This is a genomic window from Streptomyces sp. NPDC050703 (assembly GCF_040654435.1).
Taxonomy (GTDB): domain Bacteria; phylum Actinomycetota; class Actinomycetes; order Streptomycetales; family Streptomycetaceae; genus Streptomyces.
In genome coordinates this window covers 94,428-111,219 of sequence record NZ_JBFAHX010000020.1, presented here as the reverse complement: position 1 = coordinate 111,219, position 16,792 = coordinate 94,428, and the positions used below count along the sequence as shown (strand labels likewise).

Below are 16,792 nucleotides of genomic sequence, written 5' to 3'. Positions count from 1 at the left end.
TGAGCCTGTTGGCGGACGGCTCGGGGTGTGAAGTACCCACGCCCGCACCACCGCGAGCGGGCCTGGACCAGCCCGACTGCCGCGTCACCGGAACGTCATATGCGGCGCGATACGGTTCCGTCCTGCCAGCGGTAGAGGTCGCGCAGCAGGGACATCTCGGCGCCGTGATGGATCAGCTCCTTGTTGACGTGCATGATGATGACTTCCATGGGAGGCCGCTCGGGACCGACCGCGGGCGGATTGTCCAGGTCGGCGTCCGCGAGTCCGCGGACCCCTGTGTTCCATCTTCCGTACATCTCGTCGAGCTGTTTCAGCGCCTCGTCAGCAGTTCCCGCGTAGGCGAATGTCTTGATGTCGATGTCCGGGCCGCCGAAATGCCATCCGACCCGGTAGCCCAGGCACGAGACGATGACGTGCGCCATCCGCCAGGCAATGGTGGTCACCGGCGCCGGCTCCGGGGCGGTGGGTGCGGAGTCCATGGTCCATTCCCCGGAACCCATCGACATCGGTGCGGCCGTCCCGCCACGTGGGCGGATGCTCCAGCAGCCGTGCACCGGCTCCCAGAAGTACTCGTCATCCGTCAGACCGTCCAGCCGCGGCCGCAGGTTCGTGCGCCAGTGCCGGTCCAACTGCTCCGCGAGCCGCTCGCTTCTCGTCATCTCCGCACTCTACAGACCAGGGAGACCCGGCTACGGGCCTCAGCAACACCGGGCGGCGGGAGGACGAACCGAGTGAGCGGGCGCCCGCCGTCCCCGGCGTGGTGGACCTCACAGGCCGGGCCACCTCGGTCGATGTCGCTCGTCTCCGACCACAACCTGGTCTACACGGAGCTCGCACCGCGAGGGCTCGGGCCGCAGCGATCACCGCAGGGCTGGTCAGGCCGGTGAGTTCCCGCTCTCCGTGGGGATCGCGGTGCGGCAGGAGGCCATGCCGTCGTCTGCGCCACTCGTCACGATGATGCCGGGTCTCGTCTCGTCGGACATGGTGCTGTAGGTGTTGTTCGTGACCGCGTTCCGGGCGCCGCAGGCGAAGCTGCCGTCCGAGGCGTGCACCCAGTACGAGACCATGGCGTTCGTTCCCGACCGGCGGAACTGGTTGCGGTCGATGAGGTTGTCGCTGCTGCTGCGCCGCAGGCGTACCGGGTCACCCGAGATGCCCTGGAAGGTGCTGTTCTTCACGGTGTTGTGGTCCTGACCCAGCCGTCGGGTCGTCCTGGGGGCGCGCCGGTGTCCGGAGCCCATCGTGTCAGGTTCCGGGAGAACTACCGGGCGCAGGCCGTGATCGTGGCCTATGAGTGAGGACGGATATGTTGGTCCGATGACCGATGCCATGCCGCCCGGCGGCGCTGTCCTTGATGCGGGTGAACTGGAGGCTCGGTGGGCCCATGCCTGGCGGCCGGAGCAGGTTGCGGAGCGGCTGGCCGGCGTCGGTGTGCCCTGGTGCGTCGTCGCGGGGTGGGCGCTGGATCTGTTCCGCGGAGGCGAGTCGCGGCCCCACGGTGATCTGGAGATCGCGGTGCCCGCGGCGGGGTTCGCGGAGGTACGGGACCGCTTTCCCCGATACGTGTTCGACGCGGTGGGCTCGGGACGGGTCTGGGCGAGGGCAGGGGCCGATGTGCTCGCGGCCACGCACCAGACGTGGCTGCGGGATCCGGTGAGCGGCCAGTTCCTGGTCGACGTCTTCCGTGAGCCGCATGAGGGCGGGACGTGGATCTGCCGACGGGACGAGAGCCTGCGGCTGCCGTATGACGCCATCATCGAGCGGACCGCGGACGGCATCCCGTATCTGGTACCGGAGCTGGTGCTCCTGTTCAAGGCGAAGGCGTCACGGCCCAAGGACCAGGCGGACTTCGACGGGGTCCTGCCGTTGCTGAGCCGGGCGCGGCGCGATGCGCTCAGCCGGTGGCTGACGCGCGTACATCCCGGGCATCCATGGCTGGCGCGACTGGCGGGCCAGTGAAGGACTCCCGGGCCGGCGCCACCCGCTGCGGCACCAGGGCCCACATCCTCCACGGCACCGGCACCGGCACCGGCACCGGCACGGTCGCGGCCATCAGGCCATGGCTCCGCCCGTGAGCCGCCGGACAGTGCCTAGCCGTCCGAGCCGGGAGCGTCCAGCAGGGCGAGGAACGCCGCGGCCGCGGGGGAGGGGGTGAACCGGCTCCAGATGAGGCGCTCGACCCGCACCGGGCCTTCGCGGACCGGCACGCACCGCAGGCCGTGCAGTCCGGCGGCGAACGCCGCGGGCAGCAGCGCGATGCCGAGGCTCAGGCGGATCAGCCGGGCCATGAGTTCGACGCCGGCCTCGAAGGCGACCTCGCGCCGCAGTCCGGCCGCGGTGAACGCGTCGTCGGACTGGGCGCGGGCGGCGCTGCCTGCCGCGAAGTCCACGAACACCTCCTCGGCCAGACGGGGCAGGTCGACTTCCCGCTCCCCGGCGAGGGGGTGGTCCGGCGCTACCACGGCGACGTGCTCGCCGTGCGCGAGCTGCCGGTCATTGACCCCCTGCGCCCGGAAGCCGGGCGGCACCCCGAGGAACGCGGCGTCCAGCGTGCCGTCGCGCACCTGCTCGACGAGGCGTTCGCTGGCGGCGGTCCGCAGACTGATCCGCACCTGCGGATAGCGCCCGCGGTAGTCCCGCAGCACCGCCGGAAGGTCGACGGCCGCCACCGTGGGAATCGTCCCGAGGGTCAGCCGGCCCCGGATCTCGCCCGTGGCCGCCGCCACCTCCGCCCGCGCCCGCTCGGCCGCCTCCAGGGCCTGGCGGGCGGCGGGCAGGAACGCCTCCCCGGCGACGGTCAGCCGCACCCGGCGGCTCGTCCGCTCGAAGAGCCTCGCGCCCAGCTCCTTCTCCAGCCTGGCCACCTGGTGGCTGAGCGCGGACTGGACGATGTGGCACCGCTCGGCGGCACGGGTGAAGCTCGCGGTCTCCGCCACCGCGACGACGTACCTCATCTGCTGAAGGTCCATCAACCCATCGTGAAACGCGATGGATCACATGACAAGCATGCGTTGGACCGATCGATGGCGGCTCGGCGATGCTGGACTCACCGGCCCGAAGCCACCCCGGGCGCCGCAGGCGCCCCGCACCCACGGAGTCCCCCATGCGCGTGATCGCCTTCGACCACCTCGTCCTGAACGTCGCCGACATCGAGCGCTCGCTCGCCTTCTACACCGGCCCGCTGGGGCTCGAACCCGTACGGGTGGAGGAGTGGCGGGCGGGCAAGGCCCCCTTCCCCTCCGTACGGGTCAGCCCCACCACGATCATCGACCTCGTCACGGGTCCCGGCGGCCGGCCCGCGGGCACCAACGTCGACCACATCTGCCTCGTGGTCGAGCCGCTCGACTGGCAGGAGGTCATCGACTCCGGAGTCTTCACAGTGGTGGACGGCCCGGGCGAGCGCTTCGGCGCGCGGGGCACCGCGCTCTCCCTCTACGTGCGGGACCCGGACGGCAACACGATCGAGCTGCGCTGGTACCCGCAGGACGCCCAGGGTCCGGCCTCCTGACGCCGGCCGGCGGCCTGGCGGTGCCGCCCGGGCCGGCGCCGCCGGACGGCGTCACGCGGGGGCGCCGAGCGGCGGGTGCTCAAGCACGCTGGGCCTGTACTCGACCAGCTGGATGCGGCCGTCGAAGGTGCGGTGCCCGGTCATCTCCAGGGCGACGTCCGGATAGCCGTCGTAGATGCGCTCTTCGCCCGTGGCCCCGGTGATCACCGGGAACATCACGACCCGGAAGCGGTCGACGAGCCCGGCCCGCAGGAGGGACCGGCACAGGCTGAGGCTGCCGATCGTGCTGAGGAGCCCCGAGCCACTGGACTTCATGGCGCGGACCGCCTCGACGGCGTCGTCACGGACGAGCGTGGAGTTGGCCCAGGTCAGCGGCTCCTTGAGGGAGGAGGAGAACACCACCTTGGACGCTTGCGTGAGCTCGTCCACGGACGCCTCCTCCTCGGGCCGGAACTCGTCCTGGTCGCTGGGGACCTCGCCTGCGGCGAAGCCCGACATCAGGCGGTAGGTGTTCGCTCCCATCAGGTAGGTGGCCTCGGGCTGCTCGCCGAGCCATGCGAGGTACTCCGGGCCCTCAAGGCCCCAGAAGCCGGGCCAGCCCTCTCCCGACGCGTAACCGTCGAGGGAGGTGATGAAGTCGACGAGAAGTTCCGACATGGTGGTGTCCTTTCCTGAGGTGTCATGAACTTGGACCGGTGGCGGGCCGCGAACTCATCGGCCCCGAACTCGTCGGCCGCGAACTCGTCGGCCGCGAACTCGTCGGCCGCGAACTCGTCGGTCGCGAGCTCGTCGGTCGCGCGTGATGGCTGTCCCCCTCTCTCCTCCGGAACAGCCGAATCCCCGGACACCGCGGCCCATGGCCACCACAATGGCCACACGCTGCAATGTCGCCATGAAGGCCGCGCACCCAGGACAGACGTCCCAGGCGTGCGCGCGGAGAGGGAAAAGACGTGAGTGTCAACCAGTACCCGTCTGCTGTGCCGGACACGCTGAACACCGGGGTCGCGCACAACGCACGGGTGTGGAACTACTGGGTCGGCGGAAAGGACCACTACGAGGTCGACCAGCAGGTCGGTGACCAGGTCGCCACGGTGTTTCCCGTGATCCGGGACGTGGCCCGCGCCGACCGCGAATTCCTCGGCCGCGCGGTCCGATTCCTGGCCTCCGAGCGCGGAGTGCGGCAGTACCTGGACATCGGCACCGGACTGCCGACCCTGGAGAACACCCACGAGATCGCCCAGAGAGTCGCGCCCGAGTCCCGGATCGTCTATGTCGACAACGATCCCATCGTCCTGGTGCACGCCCGCAGCCTGCTGGTCGGCGCCCCGCAGGGCGCCACCGACTACATCGACGCCGACGTCCACCGCCCGGACACCATCATCGAGGGCGCCTCGGCGACGCTCGACCTCGACCGGCCCGTCGCGGTCATGATGCTGGGCATCCTCAACTTCATCCTCGACACGGACCAGGCGCTGGACACCGTACGCCGGATCATGGCCGCGGTGCCCTCCGGCAGCTACCTCGTCATGACGCATCCCACCACCGACACCGACCTCGGCGGCGAGGGCAACGTCGAGGCCATGGAGTTCTGGAACGCGAACGCCACGCCACCGATCACCGCCCGGACCCGGGCGGAGATCAGCGCGTTCTTCGAGGGACTCGACCTCCTGGCCCCCGGTCTCGTGTCGTGCTCGCGATGGCGTGCCGGGTCGGAGTCCCCCGACGTGCTCCCGCAGTTCGGTGCGGTGGCCGTGAAGCCCTGACGCCTCGCCGCCCCCCCGGGGACCCTGCCGCGCCTTCTTCAGGCCGTCTTCTGCGATGCGGCGGCCTCGGGGCGCAGGTCGTCGAGGGTGAGCTGGTGCGAGGGCGGATCGGGCAGGATGGCGCGTCGGGTGGTGTGCGGACCCGGGCCGACGTGGAGGAGTTCGCCCGGGTCCATGAGGCGCCAGTGGGGGTTGTCGTCGATGCGTTCGCTGGCGACGACGACTGAGGAGTGTCCGGCCAGTTCGGTGGAGTGGACGCGCAGGTGCCCGTCGCTGCCGCTGTGGTCGAGGTGCCGGGTGCCGTGGTGCCCGCCCGGCGGACGTTCGAGGACGTACAGCTCGTGGGTGTCGGGGTAGCGCAGCGCCCACATCTGGTCAGGTGTGGTGAGGATGAGGTTGAGGGCGTAGACGGGCAGGTTCCGCGCGATCCACCGCGCGGCGTGCTCGATGCCGGCGCCGACGTCGCCGCCGTGGTCGCGGGTCTCCCGGGTGATGAGGGCGAAGAACCGCTCGGAGTCGGTGTCGCCCATGGCCGGTGCGCGGTCCCGGCCGAGGTGGTCGTCGAGCCGGTCGAGGCCCTCGATGACTCCGTTGTGGGCGAAGAGCCGCCCGTCCTGCTCGAAGGGGTGGGTGTTGCGGGCTTCCAGGCCGCCGGTGGAGGCGAAGCGGATGTGGGCGAGGAAGGTCGTGGACTCCACCTGGCGGGCGTCTTCGGCGAAGGCGCGGTCCCGGTAGGCGGCGATCGGCGCCTTGTCGACGTGCGGAGTGCCGTCCCGGGTGAAATAGCCCAGGCCAGTGCCGTCGGGGTCGTGGTGGCTCTGCTTGCTGAGACTGTCGGGGGCGTCCAGCAGCCAGAACGTGGCGACGGTGCGCCGCGGGGCGCTGCTGAGGCCGAACAGACGGCACATGGGTCCTCCTTGCTCGCCGGACGGCCGCCGCGTTCGCAGCCGCGTGTGCGGGCCCCGGCGGTGCGGCGTTCGCGGTGGGGTCAGTGGCGGCCGGGGCGGCCGGGGTTCTTGGTCTCCGCGCCGTGGGCGAAGCCGCCCGCGTCGTCCTCGCCGCGGTGGGGCTCGCCCTGCTGGTCCAGCCGGGGGAGAACACGGCGCAGGTCCTCCAGGAGCAGGTCGGCCAGGTCGTGGCTGAAGCCGTTGCGGACCACGATGCGCAGGACGGCAAGGTCGGTACGGTCCTTGGGGAAGGTGTACGCGGGCACCAGCCAGCCGCGCTCGCGCAGCGCGGCGGAGACGTCGAAGACGCTGAAGTGGTCGACGCCGTCGCGCATCCGGAAGGCGAAGACCGGGAGCCGGCTGCCGTCGGTGATCAGCTCGAACGGGCCGAGCCCGGCGATCTCACCGGCGAGGCGGGTGGCGACGTCGCGGCAGGTCTGCTGCACCCTGCGGTATCCGTCGAAGCCGAGACGCAGGAAGTTGTAGTACTGCGCGACGATCTGCGCGCCGGGCCGGGAGAAGTTCAGCGCGAAGGTCGGCATGTCGCCGCCGAGGTAGTTGACGTGGAAGACCAGATCGTCGGGGAGGGCGTCTCTGTCGCGCCACAGGGCCCAGCCGACGCCGGGCATGACCAGGCCGTACTTGTGGCCGGAGGCGTTGATGGAGGCGACCCGCGGCAGCCGGAAGTCCCATTCGAGATCCTGGTCGAGGAACGGGGCGATCATCGCCCCGGAGGCACCGTCGACGTGGATGGGGATGTCCAGGCCGGTACGGGAGTGCAGTTCGTCCAGGGCCGAGGCGATGTCGGCGACGGGTTCGTAGGAGCCGTCGAAGGTGGAGCCGAGCACGGCGACGACACCGATGGTGTTCTCGTCGCACAGCTCGACCGCCTTGTCGGGGGTGAGGTGGTAGCGGTCGCCCTCCATGGGCACGTAGCGCGGTTCCACCTCGAAGTAGTCGGCGAACTTCTCCCAGCAGATCTGCACGTTGATGCCCATGACGAGGTTGGGCCGGTCGGCCGGTCTGCCCTCGGCGCGGCGCTTGTGCTGCCAGCGCCGTTTGAGGGCCAGGCCGCCCAGCATCGCCGCCTCACTCGACCCGGTCGTCGAGCAGCCCGTCGCCTGCTGGGGGGCCTCCGCGTGCCACAGCCGGGCGAGCATGTGCACGCACCGGCGCTCCAGCTCGGCCGTCTGCGGATACTCGTCCTTGTCGATCATGTTCTTCTGGACGCACTCGCTCATCAGACGTCGCGCCTGCGGCTCCGCCCATGTCGAGACGAAGGTCGCCAGGTTCTGCCGGGCATTGCCGTCGAGCATCAGCTCGTCGTGAATCACCTGGTAGGCGGTATCCGGCTCCATCTCGCGCTCCGGCAGCGCGTACCGCGGCACCCGCAGGGGCTCGCGGCTGAAGACCGGGTTGATCTCCAGGTCCCGGCTCTCGCCGCGATCGGGGTGGGGCTGCTGCACGGGCATACGGGTTTCACCTTCGCTTCGTCCGTGGCCTCTTCCGGCGGCCGGGCACACACGTTGTTCGCAGTTCCCGCCGCCGTGCGGGGAATCCACCTGGCCCAACCGACGCCGACCGGGGCCAACCGGGCCCAACCGGGTGCGGACAGGTCTAGAGAGGTCTCTAAAGTTTGAGTACTCTATAAAAAGGGACACGTCATTCGGTTCGGGCTCGGCCGGTCTCGGCCGGTCTCGGTACGGTTCAGGCGAAGGGGCGGCGCGTATGCGGACAGTCGACGGTCGGGGCCTGCGCGAGCAGCACAAGGCCCTGCGGCGCTCTCGGATTCTTGAGGCGACGCGCGAACTCCTGCGGGAGAGCCCCGGATCGGTGCCCAGTACCGAGCGGATCGCCGAGCGAGCGGGAGTCTCCCCGGCCACCGTGTACAACCTGATCGGACCGCGCGACAAGGTCTGGGAGGCGCTCGCCGCCGGTTTCACGGACGAACTCGAACGCCGCCTGGCCGCCGCGGGAGCCGGTGGCCCGCGGGAGGTCGTCAGGGCGACCGTCCAGTTGTTCGTGGACGACCCGGTCGTGTCGCGCCGCATGGTGCGCGCCTGGCAGGGGAGCGGCCTCATGCTCGACCGCAGTCCGCACACCCACCTCCGCCGGGCGATGGGGGACGCACGCGCCGAGGGCCTTTTGCGCGCCGACATCGACACCGACGCGTTGGCCGCCGTGGTCAGCAACGCGTGCCTGGGCGCGCTCCACCAGTGGGTGGCCGCGTCGATCGACGACGGCCGGTTCCTGGCGCGTGCGCTGTTCGCGCTGGACGTCGCCCTCGCCGCTGCCGCCACGGACCCGCGCCGTGACCAACTGCTGGCACCGCTCCGAGACCGGGGCACGCGATGACGGCCGACGGGCGACCGCACCCCCGCACTTTCCCCGGCCACGGCGGGATCGTACTCACGGCCGACACGTGGGGCGAGGAGTCCTCGCCTCCGCTCGTCCTGCTGCACGGCGGCGGCCAGACACGGCACGCCTGGGGCCGGACCGGCCCCGGGCTGGCCGCGCTGGGATGGCGGGTCATCGCCCCCGACCTGCGCGGGCACGGCACCAGCGCGTGGTCGGCCGACGGGGACTACGACCTCGGTCTGTTCGCCGCGGACGTCCGGGCACTCGTCGCCGGGCTCGGTGACCGCCCCGTACTCGTCGGCGCCTCACTCGGCGGCCTGAGTTCGCTGCTCGCCGCCGGGGAAGCACCCCGGGCGGCGGTCCGCGCGCTGGTCCTCGTCGACGTCGCCCACCGGCCCGATCCGCGCGGGGTCCGCCGGATCGTCGAGTTCATGCGGCGCGACCCGGACGGCTTCGCCGCTGTCGAGGAAGCGGCCGCGGCGGTCTCCGCCCATCTGCCGCATCGCCCGCGCCCGAGCGACCGGGAGGGGATACGGAACAACCTGCGCCGCCGCGGCGAGCGGTGGGTCTGGCACTGGGACCCCCGGCTGCTGGACAGCTTCGACGGCCGGATGGACCCTCCTGGCATGGCGGAACGCCTCCTCGACGCCGCGCGCCGCGCCGACGCGGCGATCCTGCTGGTCCGCGGCGGGATCAGCGATGTGGTGGGCGAAGACATCGCGGAGGAGTTCTGCGCCAGGGTCCCCACCGCGCGGCGCGTCGACGTGGCCGACGCGGGGCACATGGTGGCGGGTGACCGAAACGATCACTTCATCGAGGCGGTCGTGCCGTTCCTGGCGGGGCTGGGGCAGCAGTGAGAGCTGCCGCCCCGCCGACATCGCGGCCTCGCCCTGTCAGCGCGGGCCGGCCGTCCGGTAGACGGAGACGTGGGAACGCGACTCCGCGGTGAATTCCTTCCCGGTCCAGTCGGCGTGCCGGGACTCCAGCGTCATTCCGGCCAGTTCGGCCATCAGGTCGAGTTCGCTCGGCCAGATGTAACGGTGCGGGCTTCGCAGCAACCGGGCCTCGCGGCCGGCCCCGGCATCGAACCGGAAGTGGTGCGAGACGACCTGCTGGTGCAGGACGTCGTAGGTGTCGAGCCCGATGTACCCCGTGGCCGACTCCCAGACCATGGCCCGCTGACCCGGTGGCAACTTGCGGAGCTCGGGCACCCACAGCTCGACGACGAACCTCCCGCCCGGCGCGAGGTGACGTGCGGCGTTCCGGAAACAGACGACCTGCTCGGCCTGCGTGAGGAGGTTCGAGATGGTGTTGTAGACGAGGTAGACGAGCTGGAACTCGCCCGGGACGCGCGCGGTGGCCATGTCGCCGACGACCACCGGGACGGCCGCCTCGTCCGCCTTGGTACGCAACTGGTCGAGCATCGGCCTCGACAGCTCGATGCCGCTGACCGGGACTCCCCGCTCCGCGAGCGGCACCGCCACCCGCCCGGTCCCGATGGCGAACTCCAGCGCCCGCCCGCCATCGGCCAGCTCCACCAGGCGGTCCACCGTCGGCCCCAACACCTCGGGCGCGAACACGCCGGTACCGGGGGTGTCGTAGCCTTCGGCGACCTCGTCGTCCCACATCTCTTCCTGCAGCATGGACAGCGATGTTCGACCACCGCCCGAGAGACGTCAACGCATTTTCGTGACGGCTGGTCAGGGCATGGACCGCAAGGGCGGATGCTGTGTCGTGATGCCCGGCGGCTGGAGGAGGGGCGGGGGTTCGGGACCCGGGTCGTGGGTGAGGACGACCTCGGCGGCCGACGGCTCGAATCCGTTGGGCCAGCGGGTGCGGTCACTGGCCAGGGCGCCGGCCAGCCGGGCCCGGGTGAGGTCGGCGGTGCTCAGGTCGGCGCCCCGCAGGTCGGCCAGGCGCAGGTCGGCGTCGCGGAAGACGGTGCCGCCCGCATCGGCCTTGCGCAGGTTCGCCTCGCGCAGGTCGGCCTCGGCGAAGTCGGCGTCGCGCAGGTCCGTCGAGACCATCTTGGCGCCCCGCAGGTCGGTCAGGGCACAGCGGGTGCGGCGCAGGATCGCCGTGGTGAGGTCGGCGTGCCGCAGGTTGGCGGAGACGAGGGACGCCTGCGTCAGATTGGCGTGGTACAGCCCGGCCGCCTCCATGCAGGACCGGTCGAGGTTGACGTCGGTCAGCCACAGTCCGTCGCAGTCGGCGCGGCGCAGGTCGGTGACGCTGAGGTTGAGCCAGGTCTGCTCGCGGGGGTGCAGCAGCAGTACGCCGAGGCCGGTCAGCGCCACCTGGGCATCGGCGGCCCGCACCTCCAGCGGCACGATGTCGTTGATGGGCGCGTCCGCCGCCGGGGCCCGCTCTCCGGTGGGTGGCCAGGGCAGGTGTGTCCGCAGGTAGGCGGCCTGGATGGAGAGGACGGCGTCGCGGTCGCGGGCGGAGTGCTCGGCGATGCGCCACAGTGCGTGGAGGCCACCGATCCGCGTCTCCACCTTGTCGCTGCCGAGCTGGTCCACGGCCGTGGAGAACCGGTCGGTGACATACCCTTCGCGGGTGGCGTGCAGGCTGTCCTGGCTGACGCGCACCTGCCGCCAGGTGGCGTACGCGCCGAACAGGACGACCATGCCGCCTACGGCCTGGAGAAGCGTCGTCCGGACGTCGTTCACCGCGGTCAGCCGGTCCTGCGCGGCCAAGCTCGCCCCGGCGAGATCGTGGTCGACCACCACACCGGGTACGAAGACCAGCAGCGCGCCCACCGCGGCGACCGCCGCCGTCGCGGCCAGCGTGCCCGCGGCCACCCGCCGCCACGCGATCGGACGACGGCGTGCCGGCCCCCCTATGTCCATGGGAGTGGAGCGTAGGTGCCGAGAGCGAGGTGATCAAGAAGAGAAGCCGGGGGGCGAGCGACGTGGACGGCCGGCTCGGCGGGCGGAACGGGGGCACCCGGGCGCCCCCGTCCGATCTCCGGGATCACTCCGCCAGGTCGAAGAAGCGGATCGGGGTGTTCGGCTCGAAACCGATGCGCGGGTACACCGGCGCCCCGGCCACGGTCGCGTGCAACGTGGCGCGGGTCAGGCCGGTGGCAGCGGCACCCTCGTGGAGGGCCTTGCGCGTCACCGCTTCACCGTAGCCCTTGCGCTGCCACCGCGGGTCGGTGGCGACGAAGGCGACGAAGAGACGGCCATCCGCCTCGACCGTCGTGGCGCACGCCACCGGGACGTCGCCCCGCATCGCCAGGTACGCGTACATCCCGCTCGTCCAGAGCGCGGAGCCGGTCAGACCGTCGCGGCCTTCCTCAAGCGGGAATCCGTACGCGCGTGACTGGAGGTCCGCGCAGGCCCGCAGGTGCTCGTCGGTGCGCACACGCACGAACGTCAGGTCGGGATGGACCGGGTCGGGGACGGGCAGCAGGTCTCCGGCCATGCCCGTGCCGGGGAAGGCGTACCGCAGGCCCGCCCGCTCGGCCGCCGCGGGCAGCGTGGCGCGGGCCTCGGCGTCGAGGAGGTCCTCGAAGAGCCACAGGAAGCCCGGGTGCTTCTTCGCGCGCATGATGTCCGCCGCCTGCATGAGGCGTTGTGCGGCGAGGTCGGCTCCCGCTCCCGGTTCGGTCAGGGTGACGCAGTTGTAGAACGAGAACCGGCAGTCGGCCCAGCGGACGGCGATGCCGGGGAGGTCGCTCACATCCGCGTCCGCATCGCGGTCGAGCACCAGGGCGCGCCAGACAACGGTGAGCTGTCGTGCCGATTCGATGGATGCCGTCAGGTCGGTCACCGTACTCCCCGGAGTCGTCGTTGTCGTCGCGGTCGTTGCGCCGTCGCCGCCATCAGATGATGCCCTCGAACTGCTTGTCCTCGGTGGGGGAGCCGGAGCGCGGCACGTGGTAGGAGTCGCGGCCGAAGCGCCGCCACAGGGCGGCTATGAGGAAGGCGACCACTACGGCGACGGGCGTGTAGTTGAACGTGGCGGCGGTGACCGGGCTGCTCTGCGGCAGCAGGAACAGCACTGTGACCGCCGCCGCCCACACCACCGCGATCCAGCCGATCGGCCGGCTCCAGCGGCCCAGGTTCCAGGGGCCCGGGGAGAACCGGTCGCGGTGGATCAGCCGCAGCAGCACGGGGATGGCGTAGGCGGAGGTGAAGCCCACGACCGAGATGGCGGTCACGGCCGCGAACGCCGTGTCGGAGTACAGGGACGGCAGTGCCAGCACGAAGGCCACGGCGACCGCGAGCCATACCGCGTTGGCGGGGATGGCGGTGCGGCGGCTGACCTTCTTCCAGCGCGCCGAGCCGGGCAGGGCGCCGTCCCGGGCGAAGGCGTAGATCATCCGGCTGGCGCTGGCGGTCACGGTGTAGCCGCACAGGAACTGGGCCACGATGATCACAAGGAGCAGCGCCTTGGCGGTCGCCATGCCCAGTGCGTCCAGGAGGATCTGCGCCACGGGTACGCCGGTCGGGCTCTGCAGGGTCGCGGTGTAGTCCTGGACGGCGAAGAGCAGCGTGGTCAGCAGGATGCCGCCGGCGATCCAGGACACCGCCACCGAGCGGAAGACCCCGCGGGCCGCCGCGACGGAGGCATGGTTGGTCTCCTCGCTCAGGTGGGCCGAGGTGTCGTAGCCGGCCAGTGCGAAGACCGGCAGCAGCATGCCGAGGAGGATCACGTACGCCGGGGCGCTCCAGCCGGTGTTGTTGGTGAACTCGGTGAACACGAAGCCGGCCGACTGGTGGTGCGAGGGGACGAGCGCCAGGGAGCCGATGATGACGACGGCGCCTCCCAGGTGCCACCACGCGCTCAAGGACGTCAGGACGTTCATCAGGCGGGTGCCGAAGAGGTTCATGGCCGCGTGCAGGGCGAGGATGACGGCGTAGAGCGCCAGCAGGGAGCCCTTGCTGGGCGCGTAGTCGAACTGCAGGTTCAGCCACGCGGCGGTGAACGTCGCGATGCCGTAGTCCTGGGCGGCGATTCCGCCGAGCAGGCCCAGGAGGTTGAGCCACCCGGTGTACCAGCTCCACCGCTCCCCTCCGAGCTGGCGGGCCATGTAGTACAGGCCGCCGCTGGTCGGGTAGCGGGAGGTGATCTCCGCCAGGGCCGCCGCGAGGCACAGCACCAGTGGCCCGACCGCGAGCCAGCCCCACGTGATCACCGCGGGGCCGCCGGAGTTCAGGCCGTAGCCGAACAGCAGCAGGGTCCCCGACATGATCGAGATGACCGAGAGGGAGGCGGAGAAGTTGCCGAAAGCCCCCATGCGGCGATGGAGTTGCTGGGTGTAGCCCAGCGACTGGAGGAGGCGCGCGTCCTCGTCGTCGCGGTCGACGCCGTGGTCGCCGGAGCGGTCGGTGCCGAGGCCGACGCCGCTGTCGGCCGGGTTCCGCTGCTTACGCGGTGTTCTCATCGCAGTCATGGGTTCTCCGCACGAAGAGCTGAGTCGGGGGGCAGGTGGGGTGGGCCGAGGGGGGCCGGTCGGTCCGCGGTCACGGGTGGTGGCCTCCCGTTCGCCGCGGGCGGGACCTGAGGCAGGCGACTCGGTCCTCCTCGAACGCCTTCCGCCACTCGGCCTCCGGGTACCGGGGGTCGTAGAGCCACGGGGCGGGAGTGGCGAAGTCGCCGATGGCCGTGAACACTTCGACGGCCCACGCGGCGAAGCCGCCCCTCGCCAGGGCATAGGCGAGGTAGTTCAGGTCCAGCTGGGAACCGGTGGCCGGCTCGCGCTTCCGGAACCAGCCCTCGAAGGCCCGGGTGATGGCCCGGGTGGTGTCCTCCCTGGTCCACAGGAGGTTCATCATGACCGCGCCGCCGTTGTCCCGTCGCTCGCGGTGTTCCTGCACACGGGCGTAGAGGGGCAGCAGGAGCAGCGGTGAGTCGGGCGGCGCGAAGGAAGCCGTCCAGCGGGCGAAATCCGTCGCGACGGCCTGCCGGCCCGCGGGGCCGGGGCGGGTCTGGAGCGCCTGGGACATGCGGTGCCACGCCTCGCGGTTGAAGGGGTCCCTGCGGTGCGCTTCCGACAGGAGGCCCCACGGCCCGGCGGGCAGCAGGTACTCGTGGGGCGGCGGAGCGACGTGATGCTCCGGGTAGCGTCCAGCGCTGTCCGCTTCGGCCAGGGCCAGCCGGCAGATCCAGGGCACCGCGTCGTCGGGGTTGCCGTCGCTCGCCCGACGGCAGGCGTCCCTCGCCCGGGCCACCAGTCCGTCCAGGTCCCGCGCCTTGCGGTAGTCACGCGCCCAGTCGCGCCGGTGGGCCTGCAGCACCCGTTCGGTGGCGACTCGGGCGTACATCACGCGCGCCGCGAGGCTTTCCGGTTCCTCTTTCAGCCACAATTCCACGACGTTGGCCTGGGCCGCGACGACGCCGAGGACCTGGGTGCGGGATGTCCACTGCGACCAGCTGCCGGTACGGGCCAGCAGGTGCCGCATGCGCATCCAGTATCCGGCCTGGATGTCCTGTACGGCGGTGTAGAGGTCCGTGTCGCGGCCGGCCGGGTTCACGCCGCCGGCGGGGCTCGAACTCTCCATCAGCGCGCCTGCGGGCCGGACGGACGGGCCATGAGAAAAGGAATCCTTGGGGCAGTGGGGGTGAGTGCGGGGGTGAGCGGCACGGATCGAGTGCCAGACAGGTACTTAAGTGCCTGGAGAGGCGCATGGCCAGGGAATCCAGGATTGTCCGGCTGCTCAGGTGTGGCTTTCGGACACGCGACGGGGGGACGTCGCCGAACGTAACCATGGGGCCACTCGCAGCACTCGGGTGGCGCGCCGCCGCGGGCGGGTGCTGGTCGCCGCGTGCGCACGGGTGTCGGGGCGGGGTTCCCGTTCCGGCTGGTGAGAGGCGTGAACTCCGCCGTGCGGCTGCCCGGATGAGCGCGAGGCGGGGTGGCCGTGCGGTCCGGTGGGGCGATGCGCGACGGGTCGCAGGAGTCAGGGCGAGCCCTCGGGCCACCGGCCCGGACGGCACCGAGGCCGACCCGAGGTTCCGTACGCGGGTTCCCCGTGGCGCGGGCGTGCGCGGGTGGCCCGATGGCGGCCTTTCGAACACGCGATCATTCGGCCAGTTCGGTACGTTGATCACTGGCTGTGAGCAGGCATCGGCCGACGGGCGTCACGGCCGGGCTCGACGGATTCGGCCCAGCGGTTCCAGGGGCCGCGAACCACATGTCCCACAGGCTCTCAGGGCGAGTGAGGCACCCGGAACCCGCGCCGGTACTCGCCGGGTGTCGTGTTCAGGCGGCGCCGGAACGCCCGTACCAGCGTGTCCACCGTGCCGAAACCGCAGTCGGCCGCGATCCGTTCGAGTGTGGCGTCCGAGGACTCCAGGGCGTGGCGGGCCTTCTCCACGCGCACCGACTCGATGTATGCGTGCGGGGTCATGCCCAGTTCGGTCTTGAACAGGCGCGTCAGATGCCGGTCGCTGACGTGCGCGTACTCGGCGAGAGCGGTCACGGTCAGCGGCTCGGTGATGTGGCGCAGGACGTGGTGGCGCAGCTCCTCGACGCGGCGGGTCGTGGAGACCTGGGTCAGCGGGACGCTGAACTGGCTCTGACCGCTGGGGCGTTTGAGGTACATCACCAGTTGGCGGGCCACCCGCAGCGCGACCGCCTCGCCCAGGTCGTCGGCGATGAGCGCCAGCGAGAGGTCGAGGCAGGCGCTGATCCCGGCCCCGGTCCATACGTTGCCCTCGCGGATGAAGATCGGGTCGGCGTCGACCTGGACGGCCGGGTGGTCGGCGGCCAGCCGTTGCGCCGTCGACCAGTGCGTCGTGGCTCGCTTGCCGTCCAACAAGCCCGCCGCGGCGAGCAGATGAGCCCCCACGCACACGGAGGTGATCCGGTGCGAGCGGGCGGCGAGCACCTTCACCCACTCGACGAGCCGGGGGTCCACGAGCGGGTGTACGCGGCGCTCCTCGTCCACTTCCACGGCGCCGGGCACCAGCAGGGTGTCGATGCTGCGGCGCGCGGCCTCGTCGAAGGTGACGTCGGGCAGGACGCGTACGCCCGCCCCCGTGGTGACCGGGTCCATGGTCGCGGCGGCGAGCGCGACCTCGTAGGCCGCCGCCTCGTCGGTCTCGCGCGCCGCGAGGGAGAACACCTCGGGGGGCCCGGTGACATCGAGCAGGTCGACGCCGTCGAAGAGCACGATGACGATGAACCGCCTGGCGGAGGCGGCGGTGTCCGGCATGGGTCTCCCCGGTCGGGTCGGGCGGTCGGGCTGTCATGCCTGGACCTG

17 protein-coding genes are annotated in these 16,792 nt (G+C 71.4%); 5 read left to right on the top strand and 12 right to left on the bottom strand.

Annotated elements, in window-relative coordinates; all coding sequences use genetic code 11:
- Nucleotides 1–95 precede the first annotated feature (95 nt).
- Both AB0I16_RS19895 and AB0I16_RS19890 read right to left on the bottom strand, forming a co-directional pair.
- Entirely contained in the window at nucleotides 96–659 is a 564-nt protein-coding gene (locus AB0I16_RS19895) for a DinB family protein (protein WP_363250746.1), read from the bottom strand.
- A 216-nt stretch (nucleotides 660–875) separates the two neighbouring features.
- Nucleotides 876–1,178 (bottom strand): hypothetical protein, encoded by a 303-nt coding sequence (locus tag AB0I16_RS19890; protein ID WP_363250745.1) that lies wholly within the window; start codon nucleotides 1,176–1,178, stop codon nucleotides 876–878.
- A 139-nt stretch (nucleotides 1,179–1,317) separates the two neighbouring features.
- On the opposite strand from AB0I16_RS19890, the gene AB0I16_RS19885 reads away from it, so the two are divergent.
- Nucleotides 1,318–1,959 (top strand): hypothetical protein, encoded by a 642-nt coding sequence (locus AB0I16_RS19885; RefSeq protein ID WP_363250744.1) that lies wholly within the window; start codon nucleotides 1,318–1,320, stop codon nucleotides 1,957–1,959.
- Between the two features lie 131 nt (nucleotides 1,960–2,090).
- On the opposite strand, the gene AB0I16_RS19880 is transcribed toward AB0I16_RS19885, so the two are convergent.
- On the bottom strand, nucleotides 2,091–2,969 hold the full coding sequence (locus AB0I16_RS19880; protein ID WP_363250743.1) for a LysR family transcriptional regulator: 879 nt from the start codon (nucleotides 2,967–2,969) through the stop codon (nucleotides 2,091–2,093).
- 134 nt (nucleotides 2,970–3,103) lie between these two features.
- Between AB0I16_RS19880 and AB0I16_RS19875 the strand changes: the two genes are divergently transcribed.
- Nucleotides 3,104–3,508 (top strand): VOC family protein, encoded by a 405-nt coding sequence (locus AB0I16_RS19875; RefSeq protein ID WP_363250742.1) that lies wholly within the window; start codon nucleotides 3,104–3,106, stop codon nucleotides 3,506–3,508.
- 51 nt (nucleotides 3,509–3,559) lie between these two features.
- On the opposite strand, the gene AB0I16_RS19870 is transcribed toward AB0I16_RS19875, so the two are convergent.
- Nucleotides 3,560–4,165, bottom strand: coding sequence for a dihydrofolate reductase family protein (locus AB0I16_RS19870; protein WP_363250741.1), 606 nt, complete (start codon nucleotides 4,163–4,165; stop codon nucleotides 3,560–3,562).
- Nucleotides 4,166–4,458: 293 nt separating this feature from the next.
- Between AB0I16_RS19870 and AB0I16_RS19865 the strand changes: the two genes are divergently transcribed.
- On the top strand, nucleotides 4,459–5,271 hold the full coding sequence (locus tag AB0I16_RS19865; RefSeq protein ID WP_363250740.1) for an SAM-dependent methyltransferase: 813 nt from the start codon (nucleotides 4,459–4,461) through the stop codon (nucleotides 5,269–5,271).
- A gap of 38 nt (nucleotides 5,272–5,309) precedes the next feature.
- Here the strand turns inward: AB0I16_RS19865 and AB0I16_RS19860 are convergent, their stop codons facing one another.
- Nucleotides 5,310–6,179: a class II glutamine amidotransferase gene (locus tag AB0I16_RS19860; RefSeq protein WP_363250739.1), complete on the bottom strand. Its 870-nt coding sequence runs from the start codon at nucleotides 6,177–6,179 to the stop codon at nucleotides 5,310–5,312.
- Between the two features lie 80 nt (nucleotides 6,180–6,259).
- Nucleotides 6,260–7,690 carry a glutamate decarboxylase gene (locus tag AB0I16_RS19855; protein ID WP_363250738.1) on the bottom strand — a complete coding sequence of 477 codons (1,431 nt, stop codon included), beginning with the start codon at nucleotides 7,688–7,690 and terminating at the stop codon, nucleotides 6,260–6,262.
- 256 nt (nucleotides 7,691–7,946) lie between these two features.
- Between AB0I16_RS19855 and AB0I16_RS19850 the strand changes: the two genes are divergently transcribed.
- Entirely contained in the window at nucleotides 7,947–8,573 is a 627-nt protein-coding gene (locus tag AB0I16_RS19850) for a TetR/AcrR family transcriptional regulator (protein ID WP_363250737.1), read from the top strand.
- Complete coding sequence (locus tag AB0I16_RS19845) at nucleotides 8,570–9,433, top strand: alpha/beta hydrolase (protein ID WP_363250736.1); 864 nt, start codon at nucleotides 8,570–8,572, stop codon at nucleotides 9,431–9,433. The genes AB0I16_RS19850 and AB0I16_RS19845 overlap by 4 nt, the downstream gene beginning before the upstream one ends.
- 36 nt (nucleotides 9,434–9,469) lie before the next feature.
- Here the strand turns inward: AB0I16_RS19845 and AB0I16_RS19840 are convergent, their stop codons facing one another.
- The 6 genes from AB0I16_RS19840 to AB0I16_RS19815 form a co-directional block, all read right to left on the bottom strand.
- On the bottom strand, nucleotides 9,470–10,219 hold the full coding sequence (locus AB0I16_RS19840; protein WP_363250735.1) for a class I SAM-dependent methyltransferase: 750 nt from the start codon (nucleotides 10,217–10,219) through the stop codon (nucleotides 9,470–9,472).
- Nucleotides 10,220–10,276: 57 nt separating this feature from the next.
- Nucleotides 10,277–11,428, bottom strand: a complete 1,152-nt coding sequence (locus AB0I16_RS19835; RefSeq protein ID WP_363250734.1) for a pentapeptide repeat-containing protein — start codon at nucleotides 11,426–11,428, stop codon at nucleotides 10,277–10,279.
- Nucleotides 11,429–11,552: 124 nt separating this feature from the next.
- Nucleotides 11,553–12,353, bottom strand: a complete 801-nt coding sequence (locus AB0I16_RS19830) for a GNAT family N-acetyltransferase (protein ID WP_363250733.1) — start codon at nucleotides 12,351–12,353, stop codon at nucleotides 11,553–11,555.
- 52 nt (nucleotides 12,354–12,405) lie between these two features.
- A complete protein-coding gene (locus AB0I16_RS19825; protein WP_363250732.1) occupies nucleotides 12,406–13,980 on the bottom strand; it encodes an amino acid permease in 1,575 nt (524 codons plus the stop codon).
- 70 nt (nucleotides 13,981–14,050) lie between these two features.
- The gene (locus AB0I16_RS19820; RefSeq protein WP_363250731.1) at nucleotides 14,051–15,088 is read right to left on the bottom strand and encodes a hypothetical protein; all 1,038 of its coding nucleotides are present in this window, start codon (nucleotides 15,086–15,088) and stop codon (nucleotides 14,051–14,053) included.
- Nucleotides 15,089–15,736: 648 nt separating this feature from the next.
- The gene (locus AB0I16_RS19815; RefSeq protein ID WP_363250730.1) at nucleotides 15,737–16,744 is read right to left on the bottom strand and encodes a helix-turn-helix domain-containing protein; all 1,008 of its coding nucleotides are present in this window, start codon (nucleotides 16,742–16,744) and stop codon (nucleotides 15,737–15,739) included.
- Nucleotides 16,745–16,792 lie beyond the last annotated feature (48 nt).

Excerpts from the sequence above, each read along its gene's own strand:
- AB0I16_RS19895 (WP_363250746.1), bottom strand. The coding sequence starts at position 659 with ATGACGAGAAGCGAGCGGCTCGCGGAGCAGTTGGACCGGCACTGGCGC.
- AB0I16_RS19885 (WP_363250744.1), top strand. The coding sequence starts at position 1,318 with ATGACCGATGCCATGCCGCCCGGCGGCGCTGTCCTTGATGCGGGTGAA.
- AB0I16_RS19880 (WP_363250743.1), bottom strand. The coding sequence starts at position 2,969 with ATGGACCTTCAGCAGATGAGGTACGTCGTCGCGGTGGCGGAGACCGCG.
- AB0I16_RS19875 (WP_363250742.1), top strand. The coding sequence starts at position 3,104 with ATGCGCGTGATCGCCTTCGACCACCTCGTCCTGAACGTCGCCGACATC.
- AB0I16_RS19870 (WP_363250741.1), bottom strand. The coding sequence starts at position 4,165 with ATGTCGGAACTTCTCGTCGACTTCATCACCTCCCTCGACGGTTACGCG.
- AB0I16_RS19860 (WP_363250739.1), bottom strand. The coding sequence starts at position 6,179 with ATGTGCCGTCTGTTCGGCCTCAGCAGCGCCCCGCGGCGCACCGTCGCC.
- AB0I16_RS19855 (WP_363250738.1), bottom strand. The coding sequence starts at position 7,690 with ATGCCCGTGCAGCAGCCCCACCCCGATCGCGGCGAGAGCCGGGACCTG.
- AB0I16_RS19850 (WP_363250737.1), top strand. The coding sequence starts at position 7,947 with ATGCGGACAGTCGACGGTCGGGGCCTGCGCGAGCAGCACAAGGCCCTG.
- AB0I16_RS19845 (WP_363250736.1), top strand. The coding sequence starts at position 8,570 with ATGACGGCCGACGGGCGACCGCACCCCCGCACTTTCCCCGGCCACGGC.
- AB0I16_RS19840 (WP_363250735.1), bottom strand. The coding sequence starts at position 10,219 with ATGCTGCAGGAAGAGATGTGGGACGACGAGGTCGCCGAAGGCTACGAC.
- AB0I16_RS19835 (WP_363250734.1), bottom strand. The coding sequence starts at position 11,428 with ATGGACATAGGGGGGCCGGCACGCCGTCGTCCGATCGCGTGGCGGCGG.
- AB0I16_RS19825 (WP_363250732.1), bottom strand. The coding sequence starts at position 13,980 with ATGACTGCGATGAGAACACCGCGTAAGCAGCGGAACCCGGCCGACAGC.
- AB0I16_RS19820 (WP_363250731.1), bottom strand. The coding sequence starts at position 15,088 with ATGGAGAGTTCGAGCCCCGCCGGCGGCGTGAACCCGGCCGGCCGCGAC.
- AB0I16_RS19815 (WP_363250730.1), bottom strand. The coding sequence starts at position 16,744 with ATGCCGGACACCGCCGCCTCCGCCAGGCGGTTCATCGTCATCGTGCTC.